This is a genomic window from Gilliamella sp. LMG 34360 (assembly GCF_984568995.1).
This window is the reverse complement of the sequence record NZ_OZ474900.1, coordinates 1,835,188-1,852,021: the sequence shown is the minus strand read 5'-3', so window position 1 is coordinate 1,852,021 and position 16,834 is coordinate 1,835,188. Positions and strand designations below refer to the sequence as shown.

The 16,834-nt window shown below is 32.3% G+C and carries 14 protein-coding genes; 10 read left to right on the top strand and 4 right to left on the bottom strand.

The window, feature by feature from the left end; translation table 11 throughout:
• Positions 1-341: 341 nt before the first annotated feature.
• The gene (locus AC5LW9_RS08315) at positions 342-767 is read left to right on the top strand and encodes a hypothetical protein (protein ID WP_198228931.1); all 426 of its coding nucleotides are present in this window, start codon (positions 342-344) and stop codon (positions 765-767) included.
• A 390-nt stretch (positions 768-1,157) separates the two neighbouring features.
• Here the strand turns inward: AC5LW9_RS08315 and cmoB are convergent, their stop codons facing one another.
• Both cmoB and cmoA read right to left on the bottom strand, forming a co-directional pair.
• On the bottom strand, positions 1,158-2,126 hold the full coding sequence (cmoB, locus tag AC5LW9_RS08310; RefSeq protein WP_493455643.1) for a tRNA 5-methoxyuridine(34)/uridine 5-oxyacetic acid(34) synthase CmoB: 969 nt from the start codon (positions 2,124-2,126) through the stop codon (positions 1,158-1,160).
• 34 nt (positions 2,127-2,160) lie between these two features.
• A complete protein-coding gene (gene cmoA, locus AC5LW9_RS08305; RefSeq protein ID WP_493439676.1) occupies positions 2,161-2,892 on the bottom strand; it encodes a carboxy-S-adenosyl-L-methionine synthase CmoA in 732 nt (243 codons plus the stop codon).
• Between the two features lie 71 nt (positions 2,893-2,963).
• Between cmoA and AC5LW9_RS08300 the strand changes: the two genes are divergently transcribed.
• Both AC5LW9_RS08300 and rnd read left to right on the top strand, forming a co-directional pair.
• Positions 2,964-4,133, top strand: coding sequence for a metallophosphoesterase (locus AC5LW9_RS08300; RefSeq protein ID WP_493439677.1), 1,170 nt, complete (start codon positions 2,964-2,966; stop codon positions 4,131-4,133).
• A gap of 11 nt (positions 4,134-4,144) precedes the next feature.
• Positions 4,145-5,227 carry a ribonuclease D gene (rnd, locus tag AC5LW9_RS08295; protein ID WP_493439678.1) on the top strand — a complete coding sequence of 361 codons (1,083 nt, stop codon included), beginning with the start codon at positions 4,145-4,147 and terminating at the stop codon, positions 5,225-5,227.
• A gap of 27 nt (positions 5,228-5,254) precedes the next feature.
• Here the strand turns inward: rnd and AC5LW9_RS08290 are convergent, their stop codons facing one another.
• The gene (locus tag AC5LW9_RS08290; RefSeq protein ID WP_493455642.1) at positions 5,255-5,947 is read right to left on the bottom strand and encodes a 5'-methylthioadenosine/adenosylhomocysteine nucleosidase; all 693 of its coding nucleotides are present in this window, start codon (positions 5,945-5,947) and stop codon (positions 5,255-5,257) included.
• A gap of 101 nt (positions 5,948-6,048) precedes the next feature.
• Between AC5LW9_RS08290 and AC5LW9_RS08285 the strand changes: the two genes are divergently transcribed.
• Positions 6,049-6,819: an SDR family oxidoreductase gene (locus AC5LW9_RS08285; protein ID WP_493455641.1), complete on the top strand. Its 771-nt coding sequence runs from the start codon at positions 6,049-6,051 to the stop codon at positions 6,817-6,819.
• 27 nt (positions 6,820-6,846) lie between these two features.
• Positions 6,847-7,716, top strand: a complete 870-nt coding sequence (locus tag AC5LW9_RS08280; protein ID WP_493455640.1) for a co-chaperone YbbN — start codon at positions 6,847-6,849, stop codon at positions 7,714-7,716.
• Between the two features lie 253 nt (positions 7,717-7,969).
• Here the strand turns inward: AC5LW9_RS08280 and map are convergent, their stop codons facing one another.
• Positions 7,970-8,758: a type I methionyl aminopeptidase gene (map, locus tag AC5LW9_RS08275; protein WP_493455639.1), complete on the bottom strand. Its 789-nt coding sequence runs from the start codon at positions 8,756-8,758 to the stop codon at positions 7,970-7,972.
• A gap of 216 nt (positions 8,759-8,974) precedes the next feature.
• Here map and rlmC point away from each other — a divergent pair, with 216 nt between their 5' ends.
• The 5 genes from rlmC (at position 8,975) to gshA (ending at position 16,834) form a co-directional block, all read left to right on the top strand.
• Positions 8,975-10,117, top strand: a complete 1,143-nt coding sequence (rlmC, locus tag AC5LW9_RS08270) for a 23S rRNA (uracil(747)-C(5))-methyltransferase RlmC (protein ID WP_493455638.1) — start codon at positions 8,975-8,977, stop codon at positions 10,115-10,117.
• A 319-nt stretch (positions 10,118-10,436) separates the two neighbouring features.
• The gene (locus AC5LW9_RS08265) at positions 10,437-12,632 is read left to right on the top strand and encodes a TonB-dependent hemoglobin/transferrin/lactoferrin family receptor (protein ID WP_493455637.1); all 2,196 of its coding nucleotides are present in this window, start codon (positions 10,437-10,439) and stop codon (positions 12,630-12,632) included.
• 53 nt (positions 12,633-12,685) lie between these two features.
• Positions 12,686-14,398, top strand: coding sequence for an ABC transporter ATP-binding protein/permease (locus tag AC5LW9_RS08260; RefSeq protein WP_493455636.1), 1,713 nt, complete (start codon positions 12,686-12,688; stop codon positions 14,396-14,398).
• Between the two features lie 56 nt (positions 14,399-14,454).
• Positions 14,455-14,979 carry a HugZ family pyridoxamine 5'-phosphate oxidase gene (locus tag AC5LW9_RS08255; protein ID WP_493455635.1) on the top strand — a complete coding sequence of 175 codons (525 nt, stop codon included), beginning with the start codon at positions 14,455-14,457 and terminating at the stop codon, positions 14,977-14,979.
• A gap of 292 nt (positions 14,980-15,271) precedes the next feature.
• On the top strand, positions 15,272-16,834 hold the full coding sequence (gshA, locus tag AC5LW9_RS08250; RefSeq protein WP_493455634.1) for a glutamate--cysteine ligase: 1,563 nt from the start codon (positions 15,272-15,274) through the stop codon (positions 16,832-16,834).

The following is a 16,834-nucleotide window of genomic DNA, read 5'->3' as shown; positions in this document are numbered from 1 at the left end:
ATAGTTAAACGGATCAAAACAGAGATGACCAAGTATTTATAAATGTGACAATGTCACGTGATGGTATAAATAAAAGTTTATCTTTTATCTGATTTCATTCTATTTATGATGTTCAACGCAAAAATAATTGACTAGCAATATTGACTAAAACGACAAATATAAATTTATTAGATACTCTTTTTTTCTAAAATTTTGTGTATGATAATTAACAAATTTCATTTATTTAAATAATAATTAAAAAAGATAAAATATTACTCTTATCATCTATTGATATAGAGGTATACCAGAATAAACTTCATTTTACTAAAAAGAGTGATAAAGCAGGATTAAAGGATAAAATAATGAGAAATTTGGTTAAATTAATGGTATTGCTTTCTGGAATTATGGTGTTTTCTCCCGTTTATAGCGATGATGATATACTTTCGGTTGATAAAGTAAGTTCAGCGATTGTTGAGAGTGCAAAAAGTTCCCTATTAGGTAAAAAGGGCAAATTTCCTTTCAAAACAGCAGATGGCACCGAAATTACTAATATTAGCTATAATAGCAACAATATTTTATTTGAATTTAAAATCCCATCCGATAGCCAAACCATACTTGCGCAATACCTTGCGGAAGATCTGCGGATAAGATTTAATCATGAATTTTGTCATAACGAAAATTTGATTAATGTACTAAATCATTATGATATTCGTTTTCTATTTCGTTTTGAATATACTGATCATCGAATTGTACCCGCAATACTTTCAATGAATGAGATTTGTTCATAAAATGAGCTAGTTTCAAATAATTAACTGTAAATATTGTGTGCAGATTAACTTATATAGATGATAGCGAAAAGTATTGGTTAATGATCAATAAATAGGTTTTATACTGAAACGTATAGTTTTCCTCAAACTTTTTTACAATTTTCATTATTTTTTGAAGTACTCTAGATAAAAATGGTAAATATTATTGATTGTTAACCCTAATTTTTGCATTTTAAATCATTCTATAAAAGTGATTAAAAAAATAAAAATCAGAAAGTTTTAAAGAGTACTTTTACAATTAATTTTAGTTTTTTATCAGGGCTAAAAGTTAATGATATTTGATTTAATCAGTTAACCGCTCATCCTTTGAAAATGGGCTTTTCAACAGAATGAGAGGTTGGTTGCTTAATCTTATTTCTTAGCTATAAATACTGCCCGCATTGGTGCAGGGTAGCCTTCAATGGTTTTACTTGAATCATTTGGATCTAAGAAATCAGCTAATGAATCTGATGTCATCCATTCGGTTTTACGTTGTTCGTCCAAACTCGTTACTGATTTATCAACCATCTTAACATCAGAAAATCCGCATTTATGTAACCAATTAATCATCGTTGGAACCGATGGAATAAAATAGACATTTCGCATTTGCGCATAGCGTTCGCCTGGCATTAGAGCTTGATGTAGATCACCATCAATAACTAAAGTTTCAAGTACTAGTTGCCCACCATCAACCAATTGATCTTTTAATTGAAATAGATGATCCAAAGGAGAACGTCTGTGATATAACACGCCCATAGAAAATACGGTATCAAACGCATTGAGTTTAGGCAGTTCTTCTATGCCAAGTGGTAATAAATGAGCACGTTGATCGTTACCCAACAATTTGCGAATCGCTTCGAATTGACAAAGGTAAAGCGCCATAGGATCAATACCAACCGCTAGCTTAGCGCCTGCTCCAACCATTCGCCATAAATGATAACCACTATTACACCCCACATCCAAAACTGTTTTTCCTGCAAGATTATTAATATGAGGAATCAATCGTTCCCATTTCCAATCTGAACGCCACTCAGTATCGATATTAATACCATAAAGATGAAAAGGGCCTTTACGCCAAGGCATCATATTTTTAAGCAATTGAGTAATACGTTGTTGGTCACCGATTGAAATCGGTTGTTCACTTTCGACTGTTACACTATTTAATAGATCAATTTGATAAGGTTTAATTGTAGGTAGATGTTTAATACTGTTGAGCCATTGATTAAAACGATTATCAATATTGCTTTTTTGCCAATTGGCAAGTTGTGCAGGTAATACCTCAAGCCATTTGCTTAGTTTATTTTTAGCGATAATTTGGTAAAAATTGCCAAAATCAATCATTCTTTTTTCCTATTTAATAGAGTAAATTAATGTGTTATTTAATGGCAATGATTGAGCCAAAATTAAAACATTGAAACCAAGTATCAATATGTTTAAAACCCGCATCCGATAGCCGTTTTTTATGGGTTTCTATGGTATCAGTAAGCATGACATTCTCGAGCATGTTTCGCTTTTGACTAATTTCAAGTTCGCTATAACCATTTGCACGTTTAAAGTCATGATGCATATTAAATAGCAGTTCATCAACGGTTGAATCATTAAAACTAAATTTTTCGGATAGTATTAAGATCCCATTGGGGTTTAATGCCTGATAAATTTTATTTAAAACTTGTTGTCGGTTTTCTGGTGTTAAAAATTGTAAAGTAAAATTCAGTACCACCATTGAGGCGTTTTGCATATCAATATTGCAAATATCGTCACAAATCACATCGACTGGAGTATTGGCTTTATAAGATTCAATATGCCTTTTACAACGTTCGACCATTGGCTGTGAATTATCAACAGCAATAATACGGCAGTTTTTATTACTGACATTTCGACGAATGGATAGAGTAGCTGCTCCTAATGAACAACCTAAATCATAAATTGTTGAATTGGGTTGAACAAATCTTTCTGCGAGCATACCAATTATAGAAATAATATTTGAATAACCTGGTACGGAACGTTGAACCATATCAGGAAATACTTCAGCAACTTTTTCATCGAATGTCCAATCGCCCAATTTATCAATTGGTGTAGAAAATAATTGATCTTTTTTAATACTCATAAAACATATTGGTGCTATTGAAATAAATTCTGTTATTATAACATTTTTTGACTTCTATTGTTTGGATTATTATGACTATTGCAGATCTTATAGCCGTTTCTATAGCTATTATCATTAGTTGCTCAATGGCTGTCTATTTGGGAAAACGATGGCAGTTTTGGTTTAACTTTTCTTTAACTGGTTATTATCAAATTGTTTATTGGACAGTTGTTATTATGACTGGGGTATCAATTGTATTATCAAGGTTATCGGAAAGTCTTTCAACTTATTGGCTACCACTAATCTTAAATACTGTTTGTGCAATAATGATTTGCAGTGTTTTTGTTACATTAATATTTGATATTGGCCGTTGGATCAGTAAAAAAAGGTTAAAACCTCAATTATCAACTAAAGTTGTATATATTCTTGGCATTTGTTCATTATTTTATTACGGCCATGAAATGGCAATGGAACCTAGCGTAGTGAACTATCAAGTTAAAATTGATAAAAGGACAAAAGTTAATAAACTGCGTATTGTGCAATTGAGTGATATTCATATTAATGACATGACTTCTTCTGATAGAATTCAACACATGGTTGATAAAGTAAATCAACTCAATGCAGATTTTATTGTAATTACTGGCGACACGTTGGATAGACGGTTACAACCTTTTACTGAAAAAGGCTTTGATAAACAATTTCAGCAACTTAAGTCAGAATATGGAACCTATATTATTTTTGGTAATCATGAATATTTGAATATTAAAGAAGAAAATAATCATGAAGAAGATATTATCAATGCTTTTAAACACGCAAATATGAGAGTTTTAAAAGATGATGTAGTTCACCTTGATAACGTAGGTATTACTTTTATCGGTCGGGATGATTTTTCTTCATCGCGTTATGATATTAAACGAGCATCATTGCCAGATCTTATGGTGTTTTCTAATACCAACAAACCGATTATATTGTTAGATCATCAGCCACATGATCTTGATGAACCTGCAAATTTAGGTGTCGATTTAATGATTTCTGGACATACCCATGCTGGGCAAGTGTTTCCCATTAATCTTATTGAAAAATTAATCTATAAAAATAATTATGGAATATATAAAAATACAAAACAGCATTTTACCAGTATTGTAAGTAGTGGATTTGGTTTTTGGGGACCTCCAATTCGCTTAATGACACGTTCAGAAATAGTAGTCATTGATGTAACATTTGATAAAAAACTCCCTGAGTTCATTAATTTTTCTTCGTAGGAATTTAAACTTTGTCTTATCAATATATAGTTAATAATAAGCAGTTAATTGATTATTGTTCAAAAATCGGCAACAGCACTGCTTTGGCCTTGGATACTGAATTTGTTCGTACACGAACGTTCTATCCTCATTTAGGGCTTTTACAAGTTTTTAATGGTGAGCACGCAGCGCTCATTGATCCGATTAATATTACTAATTGGCATGCTTTTTTGAGCATTTTAAATGCTCCTAACATCGAAAAGTATTTTCATTCCTGTAGCGAAGATCTTGAAGTTTTTCTTCATCAATTTGGCTCTATTCCAACCCCTATTATTGATAGCCAAATCTTAGCTTCATTTTTGGATAACCCACTAAGTAGTGGTTATGCAAACTTAGTTAATAAATATTTACAAGTGGAACTCGATAAAAGTGAAACGAGAACTGACTGGCTAAAGAGACCATTGACGGATAAGCAATGTGAATATGCGATTAATGATGTGTTGTATTTGTATCCTTTAGTCAATATTTTAAAAGCACAATTAACCTCAAAAGGTTATCTAGAAGCAGCCTATCAAGAGAGCCAAATGGTTGTTGCTCGTAAATGTGAAACAATAAACCCGAATGATGCTTATCTGAATATCAAAAACAGTTGGCAATTAAAAGGGCGAAGTTTAGGACAATTGTATAAATTAGCCAGTTGGCGTTATAACTTGGCGAAAGAGCAAGATTTAGCATTGAATTTCGTTGTACATGAAAAGACATTATGGAACATTGCCCGATACTCGCCAACTTCATTAGCACAATTGGGTAATTTAGGCTTGAAAGGGAAAGAAATTCGTTTATATGGACAGAAAATATTAAATATTTTGTCAGAACCTGTTCCGGAATTATCGCCGATTTGTAGGGTAACGAGTTACCCTAATTACAAAAAAATTAGTGATGAATTAAAACTTATCGCCCAAGATATTTGTTCTCATACTGGATTGAATCAAGATTTATTACTTTCACGGCGATTAATTAATCAATATGTAAAATGGCAAGCAGATAAAAACGGAAGCCAACCAGAACTGTTATCTGGTTGGAGAGAGCCTTTATTTAGACCATATGGCTTATAACTTTTATAAATATTGGTAATGGGCGTTTTAAGCAAGCTCACTTAACATTGATTCAACAATCAATGATGATTGAGCTGCAGCTACTTTCAAAAACGACTGGAAATCAACAGCAGATTCACTATCCCCATTATCTGAAATTGCACGAACTACGACAAATGGCGTCTTATATAACCAACAAACATGACCGATTGCGGCAGCCTCCATTTCAACCGCAATTGCGTCAGGGAAAGTTTGCTTTATTCTTTCTAAATTAGATTTACCATTTATAAAAGCATCACCACTGCCAATTGACCCTTCGATAGCATTAACACCATGTTTTTTAATGCAAGTTTTGGCTAATAATTGATACTTTAAATCGGCTTCAAAAGCAACTGGGCAACCGGACATTTGTCCAGGCTTATAACCAAAAGCGGTTAAATCAACATCATGGTAAAATACCTCTTTTGACACAATAATATCGCCAATATTGAGTTCTGAAGAGAGTCCTCCTGCCGACCCCGTATTGATTACAGCATCAACTTTATAATTATTTAATAATAAAGTAGTACCAGATGCCGCAGCTACTTTACCAATACCAGATTGCAGTAAAACAATTTCACAATTTGCGATTTGGCCAAGATGAAAGTCGTATTCTAGATGGCGTTCTACATGGTAATGGGTTATTTTGCTTTTAAGTATAGCAACTTCTTCTTCCATTGCGGCAATAATGGCAATTTTCATTTGATCCTCTTGGTTTACAATAAGTAACTTGAATTTAGTTGTGCTATCATAATTGCTATAAACAAACTTGACAATATTTGAATATAACGGAGCAAACAAAGTTGCAAACGATTTTTATTACGGGTTGTTCTAGTGGGATTGGCTTAATTTCAGCGATTGCCCTTAAAAAAAGTGGATATCGTGTCATTACCTCATGCCGTAAAGAAGCCGATCAAAAAAAACTCATGGAGCAAGGATTTGAATGTGTTCTGCTTGATTTAGATAATCCTGAGTCAGTTACTCATGCAGCACAAGAAGTATTGGCATTAACAGAGGGTAAGTTATACGCATTATTCAATAACGCTGGATTTGGTGTTTATGGACGATTAAATAGCATAAATCGTGAGCAGTTAGAATCACAATTTTCTACCAATTTTTTTGGTGTGCATCAGTTGACTCAGCTACTATTGCCAGCCATGTTATCACAAAATGCAGGTCGAATTATTCAAACAAGTTCAATTGTTGGTATTATAGCTACACCAGGTCGAGGCGCATACAGTGCAAGTAAATATGCATTAGAAGCTTGGTCTGATGTATTACGATTAGAATTGAGTAACACAGGTATTAAAGTTTGTTTAATTGAGCCGGGTCCATTAAAAACTTATTTCTCTAATAATGTTAATCAAACAGAAAAAGAAAATATTGTGAAAAATCCGCCAATTGCAAAACGTTTTACTCTGCCTCCTGAAGCTGTTTTGCCCTATTTGTTTCATGCGTTAGAACATCCGAAACCCAAAATACGTTACAGGGTAACAAAAGTAACTAAAATTGCAGCCATTGCTAAACGTTTGCTTCCAGATAGATTAATGGATAAAATTTTAAAGAACAAATAATAACTCATCATATTACTAGGACATATTATGCAAAACCAATTCATTTTTGATGTTAATGAGCAAAATATTCAAGAGGTTATAGAAATCTCTTCTAAATATCCAGTGTTGTTTTATTTTTGGTCTCCTAGAAGCCCAAATTATGAAGCAATGACACAAACATTAACTAATTTAGCAAATGAATATCCTGGGCAGTTTGTATTAGCCAGTGTAAATTGTGATGAGCAGCAGATGTTAGCTGCACAATTTGGTTTACGCGCTATCCCAACTGTTTATTTATTTCAAAATGGACAACCTGTTGATGGTTTTCAAGGTCCCCAACCAGAAGAAACGATTAGAGCGTTTTTAGAGAAAGTTCTACCAAATGAAGATGAACTTAAATGGATTGAAGCACAAAATTTGTTTAATGAAGCCAAATATGAACAAGCTTTACCATTATTAAGACAAGCATGGAAAACATTAACCGATCATTTAGGTAAACCAAGAACAGATATCGCCTTAATGTTAGTTAAAGCTCAAATAGAACAAAAACAGCTTAGTGAAGCTAAAGAGGTATTAGCAACAATTCCTCTGCAAGATCAAGACTCTGATTTTCATGGATTGCAAGCTGAAATTGAATTGCTTGAGCAAGCAGCCAATTCGCCTGAACTTCAACAATTACAAGCTGAACTTGCCAAACAACCTGATAATGTAGAACTTATGATTCAATTATCATCACAATTAATGCAAGTAGGGCGACATGAAGAAGCACTAGAATTGTTATTTAAACCATTAACCCATGATCTAAATGCTGGGGATGGACAGGTGAAAAAAACATTACTGGATCTGCTTGCTGCTCTTGGAACAAGTAATCCTTTAGCAAGTGCTTATCGCCGTAAACTTTATACACTTTTATATTAATTTTTATGAAACCAAAGTATAAACGATTTTGGCTACGCATGTTAATGTGGTTACTTTCTATATTGAGCCTTGATTGTTATTCTCATCAACTATGGCAACCTTATATTAAAATTTTGAAAGAAAAAATATATAAAAGTAAAGTTGATGAATTAAACAAGAAATTAGAGGAAAAAAACTCGAATCTAAGAGTATTGGATAAATTTTGAGAAATGAGGAGATTCAACAATAATAAAATTGTTGAATCTTTCTCTATTTAATGTTCAATAATTCGTGGAAAGTCTTCATTGCTACGCAATGTTAAAATTTCAACACCATTATCCGTCACTAAAAGGGTGTGTTCATATTGAGCAGAAAGACCATGATCTTTAGTTTTCACTGTCCAGCCGTCTTTCATTGTGCGTGTTCGCCAATCACCAGTATTCACCATTGGTTCAATGGTAAATGTCATTCCTGATTTCAAAATCACACCACCATCATCAGCATCGTAATGCAGTACTTGCGGTTCGTCGTGATACACTTCGCCGATACCATGACCACAATATTCACGGACTGATGAAAAACCAAATTTATCAACATATTTTTGAATTGTCTTACCAATTTCTTTTAAACGAATACCAGGTTTGATAATTTTTATTGCTTCATATAAGCTTTGTTGGGTAACTTGGCAAAGTTTTTCACCAGCAACAGTGGGTTTACCCGCTATGTACATTCGGGACGTATCACCATGATAACCATCTTTAATAACAGTTACATCAATATTTAAAATATCACCATCTTTTAATTTTTTATCAAAACTTGGGATACCATGACAAACGACATCATTGATTGAAATACAAGTAGTATGTTGATAACCACTATAACCAATATTGGCCGGAATAGCTTTTTGAACGTTAACAATATAATCGTAACAGATTTTATCAAGCTCACCAGTACTAATACCTGGTTTTACATAGGGTTCAATCATTTCTAATACTTCAGCAGCAAGTTTTCCTGCTATACGCATTTTTTCAATTTCAGCGGGGGTTTTTAATTTAATAGACATTAGAGTGTTCCTGTAATTTTCATGGCAATATCCTATCATATACCATTATTTCGTCAAATCATCGCGATTAATAAATTAGTTGTGTGAATTAAATACATAATTTTTTTGTAAAGAAGTTTCATGTTAAGGGTACGTTTTAGTATAAAATTGAAAACTAATATTTATTAGCATAGTTTAAGTATATAATTATTGATTATAAAAAAAGGTTATATAGTGATGCAATGTAGTTATTATCAACAAAATAAATGTTCATCTTGTCAGTGGATTGACTATTCTTATCCAACTCAACTTGAAATTAAACAAAATAAAATTTTAGAACAATTAATTCCTTTTAAACCATTAGACGTTAAATCTCCTTTTGCGAGTCGCGAGGCAGCTTTTCGTAATAAAGCTAAAATGGCTGTGCTTGGGACCGTTGAAAAACCAGTATTAGGTATTCAAAATGGTGATGAAACTGTTGATTTATGTGATTGTCCTCTTTATACCCACAGTATGCAAAGCATCCTTAAAATAGTTCGTAGTTACATTCGGAAACAGGGTTTAGTTCCATATAATATCAATAAGCGAAAAGGTGAATTGAAATTTGTAATTATCAACGAGAGCGTCAGTGCTGGCGAACACAAATATATGTTAAGGTTCGTAGTAAAATCAGATAAATTCGTTCAAAAAATAAGAGATACCTATAAACAGTTGCAAGAGAAGATTCAAAATTTACTTGTTGTTTCAATTAATATTCAACCTAAGCATGCAGCAATTTTAGAAGGTGATCAAGAAATTGTTCTAACTCATAATGCTTTTTTACCTATGACATTAAATCATATTCCACTGTATATTAAGTCCAAAAGTTTTTTTCAAACGAATACTTATATCGCGGAAAACCTTTATAAAACTACAAGCGAGTGGGTTGCAACTCTGCCAATTAACTCTATTTGGGATCTCTTTTGTGGGGTAGGCGGGTTTGGTTTGAGTTGTGTCAATAATGCCGCATCAAATGATATTAAATTAACAGGTATCGAAATTAATTCTGATGCTATTGAGTGCGCATCAAAAACAGCAAATACTTTAGGTTTTAAACATTTGACATTCAAATCACTCGATGCAACACAGTACGCCATTGCTACGCAAGATATACCTGATTTAGTTTTACTTAATCCTCCTCGTCGTGGAGCAGGTAAAGATTTGATGCAATATTTAGAAAATGTTAAACCAAACTATGTTTTATATTCCAGTTGTAATTTGACTTCGTTAACCGAGGATCTAACCTTTTTATCCAATTATCAAATAGTAAAGGTTCAACTATTTGATATGTTCCCTCATACATCACATATGGAAATTTTAGTTTTATTAGCGAAAAAATAATTAATTCTATTTTGATTAGTCGATAATGGCTAATCAATTTTCTATTTGTGATTTGTTATAAATTTTTTAGTAATAACAATCTCATTTTGATAACTCAATTTTACTTAGCTGTCCCTCGATAATAAATCTAAATCTCGTTATCTCATTTAATATTAAAAACGTTCAATATAAATACTAATGATAATCATTATTAAATGTTAGTAATAATTATTATCATTGATCGCTTTAAGTAAATTTGTTAGATTAGCGCAATAAATATGATAAACATCAAATATTGGAGCAATACTTTATAAGTTTTAATATGTTTTATGGTGTATGGATGAGAGTAAATAATATCTTTTTAACTTTTATAATTGCTTCAATCTCTTTGCCGGTATTGGCGGGTAATGATGAATTAGAAACAATAACTGTGACAGCAAGTCGGCAAAAAAAAGCTAAATTAACCATTCCAGAAACTGTCGATATCATAAGTAGAAAGACCATTGATGATCATCAAATGACAACAATGGAAGATTTAGTCCGTTATCTTCCCGGTATTTCGGTAAATAGACAAACATCAGGGACCGATCCTTATGGTAATTTGGGTGGAATCAGAATTAGAGGGATGGCTGGAAATCGGGTGCAATTACAGGTTGATGGTGCAAGAGTAATCGAAGGTTTGCAAGACGGTAATCGTAATTTTATCGATTTATCGACAATTAAAAATGTTGAAATCGTGCGGGGACCGGGTTCAGTTTTATGGGGAGCGGATGCATTAGGTGGAGTTGTTGCATTCAAAACATTAGATCCTAATGATTTACTGAAAGGTAAAGCTTATGCAGTACAAATTAAAGATGCTTATGATAGCTTGAATAAGCAGAATACAAAAACAGGTATGCTGGCATTAGAATTAATGCCAAATTTAGAAGCACTTATCAGTTTTAGTCGACGTGACTATCAAGAAACAAAGCTAAAAAAAGCTAAAGCGAATGGGGGGATATGGGGATGTCCTCGAGGCGAAAACGCAATTAGATGTAATAAACTCAATCCGTTAGATGCAAAAGCTGAAAATATGTTGTCAAAACTGGTTTATCATAATGATAATCGTGAGACAAAATTAACTTTTGAAAATTTCCGCTCTAATTCTTTTGTTAAACAGTTATACGATTATGGTTTACAATCTTCTGGTACTTTTAATGGTGATTATAGAAGAACTCAAATACAGACAAGAAAGCGTTATGCTATAGAAGACTCATGGTCACCCGCTTTGCCTTTTATCGATCAAATCAAAACAATGATCTCTTATTCTCCTCAAGAACGTTATCTAAAATCTCGTCGTGAACAAATCGATAGAAAGCGTAATCCAATCTATACCTATACCACAAATGATTATAAAGAGAAATTTTGGCAAGTTGATTTACAATTCAATTCAAACTTGGATTTTTTGAATGTTGATCATGATTTAGTGTATGGATTTCAAGGTGATATTACCCACAGCGATTACCGTAATAAAAGTACAAAAAATGGTATAACTACCATTGGAGGTGGATTCAATTTTGCTAATTCTAAAACTCAACGAGCAGATATTTATTTGCAAGATGAGTTTCATATATTTACGGAACGTTTAAAAGTTAAACCTGGTTTACGTTATGCTACTTATAAAATTAAACCTGATATTGATAGTTATTATGCTGTTATTCAAGGAAAAGAGCCTCGTAAATTAACTTCTCATCGCTTGATTCCTCAATTAGGAACTTTATTCAACCTTACAGATCAATATTCAATTTATGCCCGTTATGCTGAAGGCTTTAAAATGCCAACAGCTCAGCAGTTATATACTTCTTTGCCATCGGTATCGATGAATTTGATACCTAATCCTAATTTAAAACCAGAAAAAGTTAAATCCTACGAAGCAGGATTAAGGGGCGATTATACCAATGGTTGGTTTAGCTTTGGTGCCTTTAAAGCTGACTATAGTAATTATATTAAAAACTTTATTCGTGTTGGCCCTAAAGATTATACATATAAAAATTTATCAAGAGTAAATCTTTGGGGATTGGAATCATCGGCTGAGTGGCGGTTTTCAAATAACTGGACTTTAAATACTTCCGCATCTTATCAACATGGTAAAAAACAAGAAACACCTGGTGAAAAAAAGTCATATTTTAATGAAGCAATGCCTTTACAAGGTATTATTGGCCTTAAATGGCATCATCCAGAATACAATTTTGATACTGAGTTAGTTGGAACGTTCTCTAAAGCTGTGACACGTGTGTCAAAAGATAGTTCATCTAACGATGAAGTATTCAAACCTAAAGGATATGCTATTTATGATGCGTATCTTAATTGGCATCCTAGTAAAAATATTACTTTTAGGGCATCAGTCTTAAATATTTTCGATCGACGTTACTTTAAGTGGCCAATGTTTAGTACATATTATAAAAATCCACAAGATAATGTAAAAGTAACCAATCCGATTGAGCTACAAACAGCACCAGGAAGAACTTTCACTGTTGATGTGGTGGTAAATTTTTAAAAGATCGTCTGAATATAAACAAGGACACCGTTTCTGATTAAAAAGCAGAGTAGGTGGCTTTTAACAATAGTTATTTATTGAGAGTAAAAGTTTTGCAAACATTAAAAAATATTTTTTTGCTTATAAAACTCTGCACCAAAACTAAGCAAGGTAAATTGGGATTTTGTTACGCTTTCATTGTGATAAGTTTAAAAATTGTTTTAATTAAAATTAGTTTGGAGATGATTGGTTGGAATAAAAATTTCTACAATGCACTAGAAAAATATAATTTACAAGAAGTAGTAAATCAAATTGGCGTTTTTATTTTATTAACAATCCTAGGTGCCATTACTTTTTTAATGTCAGATTATTTAAGAAAAATTACCGTTATTATATGGCGTAAAGTACTTAATGATACGATATTAGATCATTGGATAAATAATAAAACCTATTGGTTTTTGAATAATAAACAAGGTGAAATAGATAATCCTGAACAACGCATTGCTGAAGATTGCCAGTTGTTTGTTGATAAATTAACCAATGAGGGGTTTTCTTTTATCACTCAACTGATAGGTCTAGTTACGTATTTTATATTGCTATGGCAAATTACAGATAACTTCGTTTTATCGTTTAATCTATTGGGTTTTGATATTAGTCTTTCACACTATATGGTTTGGTTAGCGCCAATATATGTCATTATCTGTTCTTACCTGACTCATTGGCTTGGTAATCCTTTGAAAGCTTTATTAATTCAACAACAGCATAAAGAAGCGGATTACCGTTTTGCTTTAACTCGATTTAGAGAATCAAAAGAACCGATAGCCTTATTAAACGGAGAAAAAGTTGAAAGAGAGATACTCGATCAGCATTTTAGTGACATCATGACAAATTGGTATCAGTTAATTAAACGACAGTTATTTCTAGGTTGTTTTACTCGACCTTATAATCTTACTGTTTTACAAATACCCACTTTTTTTGCTTTACCTATTTACCTAATTGGCAAAGTTAGCCTTGGATCATTAATGCAAATTAGTAAGACATTTAGTAATGTGGTGGTTAATTTATCGTGGTTTATTTTCAATTATAATAATTTAGCTGAGCTGACTGCCTGTAGCCACCGTTTATGTCAGTTTATTAATCGTGCTAGATTGATAGCTGATATGCATAACCAACAAAGGCAATTTGAAAAAGATACGGATACTTTATTAATAAATAATCTAATTATAAAAAATCCAAGTGGTAAGGTTTTGCTTAAAGTACCCGAACTGCGATTAAATAAAGGGAAATCTATCATCTTGTCAGGAGTGTCAGGAATAGGTAAATCGACCTTGTTTAAATTATTATCAGGAATTTATCCCTACTATGAAGGTTATATTAAGTTACCAAAAGCTAATAAACTCTTTTTATCACAAAATCCTTATTTTCCTATGGGAGGATTAGCTCATGCAGTGGCTTATCCTAACCCTTTATTAGAAAAGGATCTAGACAGTATTAAACAAATTTTAGCAGAGGTAGGTTTCTTAGCTCAAGATATTGAAAAAAAGTTACTAGATTACGATTTAAATAGACTATCTGGAGGTGAAAAACAGCGTTTAGTGATAGCGCGGATTTTATTGCATAAACCTGATTGGATATTTATGGATGAGACGACAAATGCATTAGATAAACATTCAGAACATCAATTACTAAAATTGTTACAAACTAACTTAACAAATAGTAGTTTTATTATAATTTCTCATTCGGATATATCGTCTTATTTCAAACAATGCAATCAATTAATATTATAAAAAAGAAATAACAGATTAAGTAAAAAAATAAAAGTTAAATTAAATAAGGAGTTTTTATGGCAGAATCCAAAACTAATAATGTTGAAGATACATTAGATAGCTTACATGAATCCGTGTTAACAGTCATACTATCGACTATAAATAAAGATGGAGGGGTTGAAACCAGTTATTCACCTTATTTCTTTGATGGAAGTGATTATTATGTTCTTATTTCTGATTTAGCACCACATAGTCAAAATATGAAAATCAATCCTCAAATTTCTTTTATTATTATTGATGATGAATCTAAGACAAAAAATATTTATGCTCGTAGACGTCTGAGTTCTCAAGCAACAGCTGAAATTGTTGATAAAAATTCTTCAATTTTTGAGAAAGTAATCGATCAGCTTGCTAAACGGGTGAGTAAGATGGTTTATATGCTTTGTGAGATGAATGATTTTAACTTATTTAAAATTACACCAACATCAGGACGCATTGTTATTGGTTTTGGTAAAACCTATCTTATTGATCACAAGAATAAAATCGTCACACCTGTCGATGAAGATTATGTTGCTAACCAAAAAAAGCAAAGTGATAGTTAAACTATAATGAAATTTTAAATCAATAGAGTAGGTGAATTATCAACTCTATTGACTCTTATTATTTTCGAAAAAATTGCCCTCTACAGATTATTATGTTTCTATTTAAATATAAAATATATGTTTATCTGATAATTTTTAATTAACAGCTCTATTATGAATATAATAGTGAAGTTTATCTTTAAAGATGAATAAATATTAATTTATTAATTGCATATTATAAAAATAGCCCATGATAGGCTGTAATTTATGTTAATATGGCAAAAATCAATCTTAATTAAGGAAACGCAAAATTATGATACCTGATGTTTCTAAAGCACTTAGCTGGTTAGAAAAACATTATACAATTTTACAAGGCATTCAACGCGGTGTTGAGCGAGAAACTTTGCGTATTTTACCTGATGGTTCCTTATCAAAAACACCTTTCCCAGCCAATATAGGCTCCGCGCTCACTCACCCTTGGGTCACAACTGATTTTGCTGAATCACTACTTGAATTCATTACGCCAGTTAATACTAATATTGATTATATGTTAACATTTTTACGTGATTTGCATCGTTATGCTAGTGTTAATATTGGTGATGAATTGATGTGGCCTTTAAGTATGCCATGTTTTGTCGCAAACGAAGATGACATTATTTTGGCACAATATGGATCATCAAATGAAGGGCGTTTCAAAACGGTGTATCGTGAAGGTTTAAAAAACCGTTATGGCGCAATGATGCAAACTATTTCAGGAGTTCATTATAATTTTTCATTGCCAATGGCATTTTGGCAAGCTAGAGATGGTGTAAAAAATACTGAAGAAGGTAAAGCCGTTATTTCTGAAGGCTATTTTACTTTAATCCGTAACTATTATCGCTTTGGGTGGGTTATTCCTTATTTATTCGGCGCCTCTCCATCTATATGTTCTTCATTTATTCAAAACCCAGAAAAAGCGAAAGCTTTTATTGAACAAACAAACGGAAATTGTTATTTACCTTATGCAACTTCATTAAGACTAAGTGATATTGGTTACACAAATGATGCACAAAAGCAGTTAGGTATAACATTTAATCACTTAGATACTTATGTTGAAGGCCTTAAACGAGCCACACATACCAAGTCACCACAATTTAGTAAATTGGGTGTCAAAGTAAATGGCCATTATCGTCAATTGAATGATAATGTATTACAAATTGAAAATGAGTTTTATGCACCAATTCGCCCTAAACGGGTACCAAGATCTGGGGAATCGCCATCTGATGCACTTATGCGTGGCGGTATTGAGTATATTGAAGTTCGAGCGTTGGATATAAATCCTTTTTCACCTATTGGTATTACCGAAGAACAAATTCGTTTTATCGATCTTTTCTTAATTTGGTGTGCATTAGCGCCTGCACCAGAAATGAGTAGTGAGGAACTTGAGTGTTCTAAAATAAATTGGAATCGAGTAATCATGGAAGGGCGTAAGCCTGGTTTGGAAATAGGCATGGGCTGTGATAGTTATCGGGAACCATTATCTAAAGTTGGGCATAATTTGTTTAAAGATTTGCTTAGAGTCGCTGATGTTTTGGATCATAATGATGAGCATCGACAATATCGAAAGGTTTGTGAAAAGTTAGATGTGATGTTTGACCAACCTGAATTAACTTTATCTGCTAGAACACTTGAAGCTATTAGTGATTTAGGCACTTCTAAATTTGGTTTAGTCCTTGCATCTCAATATAAAAAACAACTCTCAGCAGAACCTTTAGCAATATTGACTGATAGCGATTTTGTTCAACAGCGTATTTTGTCTATTGAAAAACAAAAGAAAAAAGAGCAAAGTGATACCTTATCCTTTGATGAGTATGTAAAACAAAAAAACAATATTTAA

Excerpts from the sequence above, each read along its gene's own strand:
- AC5LW9_RS08315 (WP_198228931.1), top strand. The coding sequence starts at position 342 with ATGAGAAATTTGGTTAAATTAATGGTATTGCTTTCTGGAATTATGGTG.
- cmoB (WP_493455643.1), bottom strand. The coding sequence starts at position 2,126 with ATGATTGATTTTGGCAATTTTTACCAAATTATCGCTAAAAATAAACTA.
- cmoA (WP_493439676.1), bottom strand. The coding sequence starts at position 2,892 with ATGAGTATTAAAAAAGATCAATTATTTTCTACACCAATTGATAAATTG.
- AC5LW9_RS08300 (WP_493439677.1), top strand. The coding sequence starts at position 2,964 with ATGACTATTGCAGATCTTATAGCCGTTTCTATAGCTATTATCATTAGT.
- AC5LW9_RS08290 (WP_493455642.1), bottom strand. The coding sequence starts at position 5,947 with ATGAAAATTGCCATTATTGCCGCAATGGAAGAAGAAGTTGCTATACTT.
- AC5LW9_RS08280 (WP_493455640.1), top strand. The coding sequence starts at position 6,847 with ATGCAAAACCAATTCATTTTTGATGTTAATGAGCAAAATATTCAAGAG.
- map (WP_493455639.1), bottom strand. The coding sequence starts at position 8,758 with ATGTCTATTAAATTAAAAACCCCCGCTGAAATTGAAAAAATGCGTATA.
- rlmC (WP_493455638.1), top strand. The coding sequence starts at position 8,975 with ATGCAATGTAGTTATTATCAACAAAATAAATGTTCATCTTGTCAGTGG.
- AC5LW9_RS08265 (WP_493455637.1), top strand. The coding sequence starts at position 10,437 with ATGAGAGTAAATAATATCTTTTTAACTTTTATAATTGCTTCAATCTCT.
- AC5LW9_RS08255 (WP_493455635.1), top strand. The coding sequence starts at position 14,455 with ATGGCAGAATCCAAAACTAATAATGTTGAAGATACATTAGATAGCTTA.
- gshA (WP_493455634.1), top strand. The coding sequence starts at position 15,272 with ATGATACCTGATGTTTCTAAAGCACTTAGCTGGTTAGAAAAACATTAT.